We start from the raw sequence: 12929 nt of genomic DNA, 5'->3' as shown, positions 1-12929 counted from the left end.
GAGATAAACTTTTGGTTGAAAAATAAAAAACTAATTGTTGAATATGATGTTGAGCCATGTTATACTCTGGGTAGAAATGGAAAGGTAATTCCAGCAATTTGTTATGCACGTCAATGGATGAAATATCTCAGGATGAGACGGAGGTGCAAGGAGGACGGTGTAGGGAACGGCATATGTTTGTCAACAACTTTTGAAAGGCTATCATTCAGAGAGAGTATAGAGAAAAGGGCGGATTTACATGATTTTAGGAGCTATTTTGTTGGTATTGGGAGTGGCTTGTGCTGGATATGGATACCTCCAAAACAATAGCATCGAGGCGCAGCTTTCCAGCTTGCTCAGTACAGGCACGACAAATCCGGGGACCATCTATATCATAATCGGAGCAGTAGTTGCTGTGATTGGCGCACTGGTCTGCGGCTGGTCCCTCTATAAAAGACACGGTAAGGGTGGGGCCAATGTGCAACATCAGGAATATAGTGTTCCTATCCAATGTAAAAACGATGCACCATCCCACGAGAATGATGTGGAGCGTGTGGAGGGAACTGGTACAGAGCTCCACGTTGATCAAGTGGCTCCAGAGCAGGAGAAAGAGAACGACTGGACGGTGGAGCAACCATTGCCGGTGGATGAGGAAAGCGATGCGTTGAATCAGCAAAGTGAGGAACCGAAGGAGAAAAAGGGAATAAAAATCACCCGTAAAATGTGCATATTGGGCGGGGTGGCACTGGTAGCTGTGATTGGAATTGCGGTGCTGGCCCGATTTGGATATGTCTATTGGACGGACCCCCAGAGAGATGTGGATAGAAAGGCCGCTGGAGAATACGCAACGGCTGTGGATTACTATGAATCGGGCGAATATGATTTGGCGCTGGAGAAAACTGAGGCCATTGACACCACTTGGACCTGCTATCAAAAGGCGGAGAAGCTGCGTGTTGATATCATCAAGGCACGGTTGGACGAGATTCGTAGCAGTTACGAGGGAGACCAAAAATACACCGAAGTCATTAGCTATGTGAAACGTAAGGTGCCAAACCTGGATATCGATGCAGAAATTCGAGAGCAATATGAGCAGGCGATCGAAGAATATAAAGCATCTGTGCTGAAAAAGGCGGATGAGCTGGAAAGTACAGAAGATTACAGTGGGGCAGTTCGGGAAGTAGAAACCGCTTTGCAATTGATCGGTTCCGATGCCAAGCTGGAGGAACGGGTGCATCAGCTGGGAAAAACCGAAATTCTCAAAGCGGTAGAAACATATGAAGCATCTAAGGAGTATGACACGGCCATTGAGTTGATCAGCGATCGAATCGGCGACTACGAAACTGATTCTGAGGTGGTATTGGCGTATAACCGCTGTAAGGATGCCTTCCGAGATACCACTGTCCAGGCGGCCAAGAATGCCTACACCAATGAGGGATTTCAGGCGGCTCTCTCCATCGTCAACAATGCGTTGATGACGATGGAAGATGATGCAGAGCTGCAAACTCTTGCGGAGTATTACCGCAATCTGGCTCCGGTAAAACTGTCTGACTTGGAATCGTATCGTACAGACGGTGGAGAATTTCAATATGAAGAGGTGGAAACCGATTGTTTTGGGACAGAATTCTTTGATAATCTGACTACTGAAGGAAGTGAAACCTATCGGATATCAGGAAAATATGCAACGCTAAAGGGCGTGCTTTTCTCATCAGCTCCGAAATCACAAGAGATGCGTGTTGGGTTGAAGTGCTGGGGGGATGGTGTGTTGCTGTGTGAATACAACACAACTAATTTCAATGGGCCTATAAAGTTTTCTGTAGATGTTTCGGGCATAAAAGACTTGAAAATAGAGCTGGATGCTGAAGATGGAGAGCTTTTTAGTGACTTTGGCCCGTGGGATGTTGTTATTTCCGGGTGTGAATTGGTTCCGGCTGCGTAAAAATCTGTGGAAACCGATTTTATAGAAAGATAGGAAGGGCATTTATGAAATATATGAAACAAGTGAACCTGCTTCTGCTGGCTTGCGCAGTCTTTTTGTTGATGTGTGGATGTAATTCCACAAAAAGCAATCGTACATTGACAGGAAGCTGGGTACTGGATTTCAGCCAGACGATAAATGAAGAATTAGATTTTCAAGCACTGTTAGACAATGATTATGTTTCTGATTATGTCTTACTGCACTCTTTTTCACTCTATGAAGATGGAACTTATTCTGCAAATATGTTTGATGTCTATGAGATCCTTAATGGGGCATGCAATGGCAGTTATACGATTGTTCATGATGGAACTTCCATCTCTTTTGACGATAGGGCGTACTACCAGTTTGAACAAGAGAAGGATACACTCACCATCTATGGAGAACAGGGAGGGGTATACGTTTACAACAGAGCTGGGACAGTTGATGGCATTGGAAGGTACAGATTGTGTGAAAGAGATGGACAGCCTTCGATGGAAAATTCCATTTTGGAGTTAAGAGAGGACCATTTGATGGTGGACCGTAGTCTGGGCGATGAGAGTTACTTAGATGAAGAAATCACATGGCGGTGGGAAAATGAAAAAATGATTTTTTCAGATGGTTCAGGTTTGTCGATAGAAGGTGTCATGGTAGGAAATCAGCTTAGTATAACGGATGGAACGCATGTCCTTGTGTTTGAACGAATCTCATCCAACGACTATCAATAATCGTAGTTTTTGTTGTCTGTAACGAGTCTGAACAATACAAAAACCTCCTGTGTGGTATGTCATAGACATGCAGCATAGGAGGTTTTTGTGGTTTAAAAGAAGCTTTTCTGTCCTTGTCCTGCCTTCTCAGGTTGGGTATAATAAGGGAAAATACAAGGAGACGAGGTGCACCATGGGAAAATCACTATCCGACATGACCCTGGAAGAGCTGTGGCAGCTGTTCCCCATTTTCCTCACCCCCCACCAGGAAGTGTGGAAGGACTGGTACCAGGAAGAGGCAGCCACCTTACAAACCATGCTTCCCCTCAGTGTCCAACTCCATCACATCGGCTCCACGGCCATCCCCGGCATCTGGGCCAAGCCCATCATCGACATTCTGGTGGAGGTGGAGAAAGAGGGAGACTTGGAGCGGGTGAGAGAGACCCTGGTGGGAAACGGCTACTTGTGTATGAGCCAGAGTCCCCGGAGGGTTTCCCTCAATAAAGGCTATACCGAGGAGGGCTTTGCTCCAAAGGTTTTTCACATCCATGTCCGCTGCCAAGGGGACCACGACGAGTTATATTTTCGGGATTATCTCACAGACCACCCGGAGGTGGCCAAGGAATATGAGACCTTGAAGCTGGGGCTGTGGAAGCAGTTTGAGCATGACCGGGACGGGTACACCAAGGCCAAGACAGACTTTGTACAGCGGTATACCCAGAAAGCCAAGGGTTTTCCCGCCCCTTGCCTTGACATCTGGCAAGAATGTGATAAAATGTAACAGCTAAAGACAATGGCGGAGCCAAAGAGCCACCAGCGGCCCAAAGCGAGGGGGGAGAGTGAGAGCCCCCGGCAAGTGCGGTTTCTCTGCGCCACTCCGTTTCGTCTCCTGCGAGGAGCAGGGCGGCCCATCCCCGTTATCGGATGACTGGAGATGTCCTTGCCGAGGATAAACAGGGTGGTACCGTGAAGCGTAGGCTTTGCCCCTGTGGTTTGGCAAGGGCTTTTATTTTGTTAATTTTTATAATGGAGGTATAGACCCATGAGCAACCCCAAGCCCTTCGGGGTCAACGAGCTGCGTGAGATGTTCCTGTCCTTCTTTGAGAGCAAAGGACACCTGCGTCTGCCCAGCTTTTCCCTGATTCCCCAGAACGACGCCTCTCTGCTGCTCATCAACAGCGGCATGGCGCCCATGAAGCCCTGGTTCACCGGCGAGCAGGAGCCCCCCCGCCGCCGTGTCACCACCTGCCAGAAGTGCATCCGCACCGGTGACATTGAGAACATCGGCAAGACCGCCCGCCACGGCACCTACTTTGAGATGCTGGGCAACTTCTCCTTCGGCGACTACTTCAAGCGGGAGGCCATTACCTGGTGCTGGGAGTTTCTGACCAGCCCCGAGTGGGTGGGCCTGGACCCCAACCGCCTGTACCCCTCCATCTACCAGGATGACGATGAGGCCTTCGAGATCTGGAACAAGGAGATCGGCATCCCCGCCGAGCGCATCTTCCGCTTCGGCAAGGCCGACAACTTCTGGGAGCACGGCTCCGGCCCCTGCGGCCCCTGCTCCGAGGTGTACTACGACCGTGGCGAGGAGTACGGCTGCGGCAAGCCCGGGTGCACCGTGGGCTGTGACTGCGACCGCTATATGGAAGTGTGGAACAACGTCTTCTCCCAGTTCAACAACGATGGCGAGGGCCACTACACCGAGCTCATCCAGAAGAACATCGACACCGGCATGGGCCTGGAGCGTCTGGCCTGCGTGTGCCAGAACGTCAACTCCCTGTTTGACACCGACACCGTGATGAACATCACCAACAAGGTCTCCGAGATCACCGGGGCCCACTATGGCCAGAGCGAGAGCCGTGACGTGTCCCTGCGTATCATCACCGACCACATCCGCTCCGCCACCATGATGATCTGCGACGGCGTGCTTCCCTCCAACGAGGGCCGCGGCTACGTGCTGCGCCGTCTGCTGCGCCGGGCTGCCCGCCACGGCAAGCTGCTGGGCGTCAACGACCCCTTCCTGTACCGGGTGTGTGACACCGTCATCGAGGTCAACGCCACCGCTTACCCCGACCTGGTGGAGAAGCAGAGCTATATCACCAAGGTCATCCGGGTGGAGGAGGAGAACTTCGCCAAGACCATCGACAGCGGCCTGAAGATTTTCTCCGACATGCTGGCCCAGCACAAGGCCAAGGGCGAGACCGTGTTCTCCGGCGAGGACACCTTCAAGCTCTACGACACCTATGGATTCCCCATCGACCTGACCAGCGAGATGGCTCAGGACGAGGGCCTGACCGTGGACGAGGCCGGCTTCCGCGCCTTCATGGAGGAGCAGAAGGTCCGCGCCCGTAAGGCCCGTGAGGCCCTGGGCGACCTGGGCTGGGCTGGTATCGAGTTCGGCAAGGAGCTGCCCGAGACTGAGTTTGTGGGCTACGACCACAACACCATCGACGACGCCAAGGTGCTGGCCATGGTGGTGGAGAACGTCCAGGCCGAGGAGATGATGAGCGGCGTGGAGGGCATCGTGGTGCTGGACCGCACCCCCTTCTATGCTGAGATGGGCGGCCAGGTGGGCGACCACGGCACCATCACCCTGGGCGAGGCCGTGTTCACCGTCCACGACGTGCAGAAGAACAAGGGCGGCAAGTATATGCACTACGGCAAGCTCACCGGTGGCGTGCTGAAAGTGGGCGACACCGTGACCGCCGCCATTGACGTGGAGCGCCGCCAGGCCATCCGCCGTGCCCACTCCGCCACCCACCTGCTGGATGCCGCCCTGAAAAAGGTGCTGGGCGACCACGTGCATCAGGCTGGCTCTCTGGTGGAGCCCGACCGCATCCGCTTCGACTTCACCCACTTCGAGGGCATCTCCGCCGAGGAGCTGGCCCAGGTGGACAAGCTGGTCAACGACGCCATCTTGAACGGCTACCCCGTCATCACCGAGGTGCTGCCCATCGACGAGGCCAAGCGCAAGGGCGCTGTGGCCATGTTCGGCGAGAAGTACGGCGACGTGGTGCGCGTGGTGGAGATGGGCGACTTCTCCATGGAGTTCTGCGGCGGCACCCACCTGGACAACACCGCCAAGGTGGGCACCTTCCGCATCAAGTCCGAGGGCTCCGTGGCCAGCGGCGTGCGCCGCATTGAGGCCACTGTGGGCAAGCTGACCCTGGAGACCATGAACCGCAATCAGGAGCTCATTTTCCAGGCTGCCCAGATTCTCAAGACCAACCCCGCCGACCTGGTTGCCAAGCTGGAGCAGCAGGTGGCCGACCTGAAGGCTGCCCGTCAGGCCATTGAGCAGTACAAGAGCAAGGAAGCCGCTGGCGAGGCCGACCGCATCCTCTTCGGCGCTCACGATGTGGGCCCCCTGAAGGTCATCACTGCCACTGTGCCCGACGCCGACGGCAACCGCCTGCGCCAGATGGGCGACGCCATCAAGGACAAGGCCGCCAATGTGGTGGCAGTTCTGGCAGCCGTCAACGGCGGCAAGATCACCTTTGTGGCCGCCTGCGGCAAGGAGGCTGTGGGCCTGGGCATCAAGGCCGGCGACATCATCAAGCAGGTGTCCGCCATCGCCGGCGGCTCCGGCGGCGGCAAGCCCGACTCCGCCATGGGCGGCGGCAAAGATCCTCTCATGGTGGATAATGCTCTGGCTATGGTGGATAACGTTGTCTCTATGAAATTGGGGCTGTAAGCAATCCCGTAAAATGCAATCGAAAAGGAGTTGATACCATGTCTGATTGCCTCTTTTGTAAGATCGCAGCGGGGGAGATTCCCTCCAAGCGGGTGTATGAGGACGAGGTGTGCGTGGCCTTCTACGACATCGACCCCCAGGCACCCACCCACTTCCTGGTGATTCCCCGCCAGCACATCGCCTCTGTGGCAGAGGTTAGCGAGGACAACGCCGCCCTGGCAGGCCACATGCTGGCCGTCATCGCCAAGGTGGCAAAGGACCTGGGCCTGGACAGCTACCGTGTGGTGTCCAACTGCGGCGAGCAGGCGGGCCAGAGCGTGCATCACCTGCACTTCCACGTCCTGGGTGGCCGGGATATGACCTGGCCTCCGGGCTAAAAAACTCTCGAAAACGCAAGCGTTTTCTACGAAGAGTTGCAGCCCGCTGCGTCGCACTCGCAAGCTCGCACGCTTGCGGGCTGAGAAGTGTATTTTCTGATGCACATGTCATCAGAAAATACGGGATTTCAATTTATTTTCCCGCCTGCGGGCGGGAAAACTCTGCGAGGCTTTGGCAGAGCACGAGAAAGCTGCTCCCAGTGAAACCTGGGGGCGGCTTTTTTATGCAACCTCTCCGGGCTTCCGGCATACACTGGGATGCTGCCCGAAAACCATGGGTGCTTTGTACAAAACAGACAGGGGAAAATCGTCAATTCGAGGGGAGTTTGCCAAAAAGACCACAGATGTGTTTTTGACGTTGACAGATGTCTTTCCTGGAACTATAATGTCATATAACACATTAAAGTGATAGCATAATAATGTGAAAAATCTCAGAGAGGAGAAACTGCTCATGGGCAATCAACGTGTATACAACTTTTCCGCAGGCCCTTCCATGCTTCCGCTGGAAGTCCTCACCCGAGCCGGGTCAGAGATCACCAATTATCAGGGCTCCGGCATGTCAGTGATGGAGATGAGCCACCGATCTAAGGTTTTTGACAAGATCTTTCAGGACACCAAGGAGCGGTTCATTCGCCTGTTCCATGTGCCTGACAACTATAAGGTGCTGTTTTTGCAGGGGGGTGCTTCGGGCCAGTTCTCCATGGTGCCCCTGAACCTCATTGGCAAGACGGGAAAGGCGGACTATGCCGTCACCGGCAACTTCTCTAACATCGCCTACAAGGAGGCCAAAAAGTACGGCCAAATCAATCTGGCCGCCTCCAGCGAGGACCAAAACCACACCTATATCCCCACCCAGGACCAGCTGAAGCTGGACCCGGAGGCCAGCTACTTCCACTACTGCGCCAACAATACCATCTACGGTACCGAGTGGCAGTATGTGCCCGACACCGGGGACGTGCCTCTGGTGTGCGACATGTCCTCGGACTTCATGAGCCGGGTGGTGGACGTGTCCAAGTACGGCATCATCTACGGCGGCGCGCAGAAGAATCTGGCCCCGGCGGGCCTCACCATTGCCATTGTCCGGGAGGACCTGGCGGGCCACGAGCTGCCCTACACCCCCCTCATCATGAACTATAAGACCATGATCGACAAGGACTCCATGTACAACACGCCCCCCTGCTGGTGCATCTACATGCTGGGGCTGGTGCTGGAGTGGCTGGAAGAGCGGGGCGGCGTGGAAGGCATGGAGAAGATCAAGCACGCCAAGGCCCAGCTGCTCTACGACGTACTGGACGACTCCAAGCTGTTCACCTGCCCGGCCCAGAAGGGGAGCCGTTCCGACATGAACGTCACCTTCCGGACCGGAAACGCCGATTTGGACGCCAAGTTTGTGGCCGAAGCCACCGCGGCGGGCTTTGTCAACCTCAAGGGCCACCGCAACGTGGGAGGCATGCGGGCCTCCATCTACAACGCCATGCCCACCGAAGGGGTGGAGAAGCTGGCGGACTTCATCCGGGCCTTTGACCAGGTCAACGGCTGAGACAGGGGGAAACCATCATGTTTCGTATCAAAACCATGAATAAAATCGCCCAAGTTGGGCTCAACCAGTTCCCCGCCGACTACCAGGTGGGGGACAGCGTGGAGGGGGAGGAGGGCATTCTGGTCCGCTCCGCCAAGCTCCACGACTACCCCTTCCCCGACACCCTGTGGGGCATCGCCCGGGCGGGGGCAGGCACCAACAACATCCCGGTGGCCGAGTGCGCCCAGAAGGGGATTGTGGTGTTCAACACCCCCGGGGCCAACGCCAACGGCGTGAAGGAGCTGGTGCTTGCCGCCCTGCTCATGGCCTCCCGGGACCTGGTGGGGGGCGTGGAATGGGTGAAGGCCCAGGCCGCCACCCCCGACACCGATGTGGCCGCTGCCGTGGAGAAGGGCAAGTCCGCCTTTGTGGGCCCCGAGCTGTACCGCAAGACCCTGGGTGTCATCGGCCTGGGCGCCATCGGCGCTCTGGTGGCCAATGCGGCCCTGTCCCTGGGAATGGAAGTGTACGGCTATGACCCCTTCCTGTCGGTGGACACCGCCCTGCGCCTGGACCGCCACGTGCATGTGGTCAAGGATGTGGCCGAGCTGTACCGGGTCAGCGACTATGTGACCATCCACGTGCCCTATACCCCCGACACCCGCCACACCATCAACGCCGACACCATTGCCCAGATGAAGGACGGGGTGCGCATGGTCAATCTGGCCCGTGGCGAGCTGGTGGATGACGAGGCCATGATGGCCGCTTTGGAGCGCGGCAAGGTGGCCCGCTACGTCACCGACTTCCCCAACAATACCATTACCCTGGCCCCCAACGTGGTGCCCATTCCCCACCTGGGCGCCTCCACTCCCGAGAGCGAGGACAACTGCGCCATCATGGCCGCCCAGCAGCTGCGGGACTTCCTGGAAAACGGCAACATCAAAAACTCCGTGAACTTCCCCAACGTGGAGATGGAGCGGTCCGGGGTGCAGCGTCTGTGCATCATCCACCGCAACATCCCTGCCATGCTGGCCAACATCACCGCCCAGCTCTCCGGCGACGGGGTGAACGTGGAGAACATGACCAACAAGTCCCGGGGGGACTTCGCCTACACCCTGGTGGATGTGGGGTCTGCCGTAGAAGAGAGCGTCATTGACGACATCCGTGCCATTGACGGCATCATCCGGGTGAGAGTCATCTCTTGACAAGCGCCCAATCCCCGGATAGTATGAAACCAAGACACAGCCTGCGAATCGGTGTGGTTCGCAGGCTGTTTTTATGGAGAGAGGTGTGGATATGTCCACGAAAATTTATGGCGTGAAAGGGGAGGACGGGCGTAAGCTCAGCCGCCCGCTGCTGCGTTTAGCCGCCCGCAAGTACGGCTGGGGAGAGCTGCCGGAGCTGGAGTACAGTGATCGGGGCAAGCCCCTCATCCCCGGGGAGGGGCGCTGGCTGTCTCTGTCCCACTCGGGGGGCTACGCCCTGTGCGCCCTGTCGGAGTGTCCTGTGGGGGTGGACATTGAGCTGGTGAAGTCCCATCGGCCCGGCTTGCCCGCCTTTTGCTTTGCAGAGGAGGAAATGCCCCTCTTTGACGGCACCGACGGGAGTTTTACCCGCCTGTGGACCCTGAAAGAGAGCTTTTGCAAGCTGGGAGACACCCCCCTGTACCCGCCCCGGAAGGTGCCTGTGCCCCCTCCCTGTCCCCACAAGAGCTACCAGGGGGAGGGCTGGTGGGCCTCCGTGTGCTGCCAGGATACCCCGCCGGAGGGCATCGAGTGGGTGAACTTGGAGGATCTTGTTGAAGTTTTTACCACTCCTTAAGGAAACCTTAACCGGGTCTGAGGGAAAATCTAAGATGCCTTTGGTACACTAGGAGAGAACTAGGATGAAGGAGAACAAAGGCATGAACGTCCTGATTTTAACCGGAAAATTTGGTATGGGGCACTGGTCTGCCTCCCAAGCGCTGCAGCAGCAGCTGGAGCGGGAGGGGCACCAGGTGCACACCGTGGATTTTTTTGACTACGCCATGCCCGAGCTGGCCCCCACCCTCTACCGGATGTTTGGGTGGCTGGTGAAGTACGGCGGCGGTCTGTATAACCTGTTCCACCGTCTGACCCGCAACGTGGAGGGGGACATGCCCCTGGCCGGGGCATGGGTGGAGTATCTGGAAGAGCTGCTCTTTGAGACGGGGGCGGATGTGGTGGTGTCCACCCATCCCGTGTGCTCCTCGGTGGTGGCCCGGTACAAGCGGGAGGGGGGCGTGATGCCCCTGGTGACCTGCATCACCGACGTGACCAGCCACAGCGAGTGGATCCACCCCGGCACCGACTGCTACCTGGTGGCCTCGCACCAGGTGCGCCAGGGGCTGGTGGACAAGGGCGTGGAGGCAGAGCGGATTCTGGTCTCCGGCATTCCCGTGGGCCAGCAGTTCACTGGGGGAAAACCGAACCGGGGCCAGCGGGAACTGCTCATCATGGGGGGCGGCCTGGGGCTGATGCCCCGGCGGGACCGCTTCTATGAGCAGCTCAATGACCTGCCCGGGGTCCACGTGACCATTCTCACCGGGCGCAATGAGAAACTGTATCAGCGCCTCCACGGAAAATATGAGAACATTGAGGTGGTGGGCTTCACCACCCAGGTGGACCAGTACATGGCCCGGGCCCACCTGATGCTGTCCAAGCCCGGAGGCATCACCGTCTTTGAGGCCATTGCCAGCCGCCTGCCCATGCTGGTGTGGGCCCCCTTCCTGGACCAGGAGCGGGAGAACGCCCGGTTCCTGCTGGAGGCGGGGATGGCTCGCCTGGCAGACAAGGAGGAGGAGGCCTGCCTGTGGGCCATTGAGAGCACCTTGTACGACGAGTCAGGGCTGGCCAGTATGCGCCGAGCCATGGAGAAGGCCTCCAACACCATGTGCCGGGCGGCGGTGTGCGCCGTGGTGGAGCAGCTGGCCGGAGAGAAGGTGTACGCATGAAGCTGGGGAGCAAAAAACAGTTGGTGTGGTTTGGAGTCATGGGCCTGCTGCTGTGTGCCACCGCCTACACCATTTTGAGCCAGCAGTCCCCCCGGGAGCTGGCGGCGGCCATGGCCCGGGCGGATGCCCGGTTCCTGTTGTTAGCCCTTCCGGTGATGGCCCTGTTCATCGCCTGTGAGGCCGGGGCTACCCGGCTGGTGCTGGGGGCCCTGGGCTGTGCCCAGCCCTTCCGGCGGTGCTATTTTTACTCGTGCACCGGGTTCTTTTTCAGCAACGTCACCCCCTCCGCCACCGGAGGACAGCCCGCCCAGGTGTATTACATGAACCGGGACGGGGTGCCGGTGGTGTCCGGCACCATCGACATGCTGCTGGTGAGCATTGGCTACCACACGGCGGTGGTGTGCTACGCTCTGGCGGCCCTCTACTTTGGCCGAGACCTGCTGGAGCAGCTGGGCGGCCAGGTGGGGGTGCTCGTCGGGGTGGGCCTTGCCATCTTTGTGGTGCTGAATGTGGCCATGATTTTGCTGCTCTTCCTCCCCGGACTTGCCCGCCGCCTGGGCCGCTTCGGGATTGCCCTGGCCTGCGGCCTGGTGAAGCGGCTGGACCGTGCAGCGTTGGAGGAGAAGCTGGAGGGGGTGCTGGCTCAGTACCGCCAGGGGGCCCGGGTCATTGCCCGCAATCCTCTGGTGCTGGTGGGTGTGGTGGCCCTCAGCGGGGCCCAGCTGGGGTGCTCTTATCTGGTGCCCTACCTGGTGTATCGGGCCTTCGGCCTGTCCGGCATGAGCCTGTTGCAGGTGGCGGCCCTCCAGGTGCTGTGCACTGTGGCGGTGGGCTTTCTCCCGCTGCCTGGTTCCGCAGGAGCGGCGGAAGGGGTGTTTCTGCGCACCTTCTTGGCGGTATTTGGCACGGGACTGGTGGCTCCTGCCATGATTCTCTCCCGGACCATGAGCTGTTATCTGGTGCTGCTGGTCACCGGGGGCGTGACCCTGGTGGGGCACCTGCGGCGAAACATGGCCGGAAGAAATATGAAAACCTCTTGCAATCCCCTGAGGGGTGTGGTATCATAGAAAATACTTGTAAGGGCTGTTGCGCCCATTTTTAGACTGTGACTGAAAGGATTGAATTCCATGACCACTCCTCAGCTGATTCTGTCTATCGTTTACTTCGTGGTGTCTCTGGCCCTCATCGCCATCGTGATGCTCCAGTCCGGCAAGAGCGCTGGTCTGTCCGGTGCCATCTCCGGTGCTGCTGACACCTTCCTGTCCAAGAACAAGGCCAAGACCGCCGACGCCCGCATGGCCAAGATGACCAAGTGGGTCGCCATCGTGTTCCTGGTTCTGACCATGGTTCTGACTCTGATCTAAACAATAGTGAGAGCGAGAAAAACCCTCGACCACATCGGTCGAGGGTTTTTATTTTGCTTTCTGTTCCAAACCACGAAATAGATTGAACCTCAATTTCTCTGGCGGAAACCAGCGCCCCAGCCAGGGACGCTCCGCTTATGCCCGATTTCTCCCCGATGAGAAATCGGGGAAAGAATCGCTGAGGGCGTTCCCCCCTAAGGACCTCCCTGAGGTACGAGGCTAGAACTGCGTCAAGGCTATGTTCGGCCCGTCACTCTTGCTGTGGCACCTAGTCGTGCCACCACACCAGGCTGCTCTGGGCAGCTGGCCCTATAGCCAGGCGGTTTCCACCTCCGGGCCTACTCTGGTGTGTGCGGCGTTCCCG

11 protein-coding genes are annotated in these 12929 nt (G+C 57.5%); all 11 read left to right on the top strand.

All coding sequences use genetic code 11. The features are described 5' to 3' along the window. The first annotated feature begins 238 nt into the window (after positions 1-238). The 11 genes from B5F12_RS08880 (at position 239) to secG (ending at position 12565) form a co-directional block, all read left to right on the top strand. Entirely contained in the window at positions 239-1915 is a 1677-nt protein-coding gene (locus B5F12_RS08880) for a DUF3185 family protein (protein ID WP_087233433.1), read from the top strand. A gap of 44 nt (positions 1916-1959) precedes the next feature. Then, positions 1960-2658, top strand: a complete 699-nt coding sequence (locus B5F12_RS08875; protein WP_087233430.1) for a hypothetical protein — start codon at positions 1960-1962, stop codon at positions 2656-2658. A gap of 172 nt (positions 2659-2830) precedes the next feature. After that, positions 2831-3418, top strand: a complete 588-nt coding sequence (locus B5F12_RS08870; protein ID WP_087233427.1) for a GrpB family protein — start codon at positions 2831-2833, stop codon at positions 3416-3418. A 261-nt stretch (positions 3419-3679) separates the two neighbouring features. Continuing rightward, positions 3680-6334 carry an alanine--tRNA ligase gene (alaS, locus tag B5F12_RS08865; RefSeq protein WP_087233424.1) on the top strand — a complete coding sequence of 885 codons (2655 nt, stop codon included), beginning with the start codon at positions 3680-3682 and terminating at the stop codon, positions 6332-6334. A gap of 38 nt (positions 6335-6372) precedes the next feature. Continuing rightward, positions 6373-6711: a histidine triad nucleotide-binding protein gene (locus tag B5F12_RS08860; RefSeq protein ID WP_087233421.1), complete on the top strand. Its 339-nt coding sequence runs from the start codon at positions 6373-6375 to the stop codon at positions 6709-6711. A 451-nt stretch (positions 6712-7162) separates the two neighbouring features. Continuing rightward, positions 7163-8251 (top strand): 3-phosphoserine/phosphohydroxythreonine transaminase, encoded by a 1089-nt coding sequence (gene serC, locus B5F12_RS08855; RefSeq protein ID WP_087233418.1) that lies wholly within the window; start codon positions 7163-7165, stop codon positions 8249-8251. Between the two features lie 17 nt (positions 8252-8268). Next, positions 8269-9435, top strand: coding sequence for a phosphoglycerate dehydrogenase (locus B5F12_RS08850; RefSeq protein ID WP_087233415.1), 1167 nt, complete (start codon positions 8269-8271; stop codon positions 9433-9435). 91 nt (positions 9436-9526) lie between these two features. Further along, complete coding sequence (locus B5F12_RS08845; RefSeq protein ID WP_158096648.1) at positions 9527-10051, top strand: 4'-phosphopantetheinyl transferase superfamily protein; 525 nt, start codon at positions 9527-9529, stop codon at positions 10049-10051. A gap of 64 nt (positions 10052-10115) precedes the next feature. Beyond that, the gene (locus tag B5F12_RS08840) at positions 10116-11201 is read left to right on the top strand and encodes a glycosyltransferase (protein WP_087233409.1); all 1086 of its coding nucleotides are present in this window, start codon (positions 10116-10118) and stop codon (positions 11199-11201) included. Next, a complete protein-coding gene (locus tag B5F12_RS08835) occupies positions 11198-12268 on the top strand; it encodes a lysylphosphatidylglycerol synthase transmembrane domain-containing protein (protein WP_087233406.1) in 1071 nt (356 codons plus the stop codon). The genes B5F12_RS08840 and B5F12_RS08835 overlap by 4 nt, the downstream gene beginning before the upstream one ends. A 60-nt stretch (positions 12269-12328) precedes the next feature. Further along, complete coding sequence (gene secG, locus B5F12_RS08830) at positions 12329-12565, top strand: preprotein translocase subunit SecG (RefSeq protein ID WP_087233403.1); 237 nt, start codon at positions 12329-12331, stop codon at positions 12563-12565. Positions 12566-12929: the final 364 nt, after the last annotated feature.

Source organism: Pseudoflavonifractor sp. An176 (assembly GCF_002160435.1).
GTDB lineage: Bacteria > Bacillota > Clostridia > Oscillospirales > Oscillospiraceae > Enterenecus > Enterenecus faecium.
The sequence above is the reverse complement of the archived record's forward strand: the minus strand, read 5'-3'. Positions and strand labels throughout refer to the sequence as shown.

Coding starts and splice junctions, on each gene's coding strand:
- B5F12_RS08880 (WP_087233433.1), top strand. CDS start 239: ATGATTTTAGGAGCTATTTTGTTGGTATTGGGAGTGGCTTGTGCTGGA.
- B5F12_RS08875 (WP_087233430.1), top strand. CDS start 1,960: ATGAAATATATGAAACAAGTGAACCTGCTTCTGCTGGCTTGCGCAGTC.
- B5F12_RS08870 (WP_087233427.1), top strand. CDS start 2,831: ATGGGAAAATCACTATCCGACATGACCCTGGAAGAGCTGTGGCAGCTG.
- alaS (WP_087233424.1), top strand. CDS start 3,680: ATGAGCAACCCCAAGCCCTTCGGGGTCAACGAGCTGCGTGAGATGTTC.
- B5F12_RS08860 (WP_087233421.1), top strand. CDS start 6,373: ATGTCTGATTGCCTCTTTTGTAAGATCGCAGCGGGGGAGATTCCCTCC.
- serC (WP_087233418.1), top strand. CDS start 7,163: ATGGGCAATCAACGTGTATACAACTTTTCCGCAGGCCCTTCCATGCTT.
- B5F12_RS08850 (WP_087233415.1), top strand. CDS start 8,269: ATGTTTCGTATCAAAACCATGAATAAAATCGCCCAAGTTGGGCTCAAC.
- B5F12_RS08845 (WP_158096648.1), top strand. CDS start 9,527: ATGTCCACGAAAATTTATGGCGTGAAAGGGGAGGACGGGCGTAAGCTC.
- B5F12_RS08840 (WP_087233409.1), top strand. CDS start 10,116: ATGAAGGAGAACAAAGGCATGAACGTCCTGATTTTAACCGGAAAATTT.
- B5F12_RS08835 (WP_087233406.1), top strand. CDS start 11,198: ATGAAGCTGGGGAGCAAAAAACAGTTGGTGTGGTTTGGAGTCATGGGC.
- secG (WP_087233403.1), top strand. CDS start 12,329: ATGACCACTCCTCAGCTGATTCTGTCTATCGTTTACTTCGTGGTGTCT.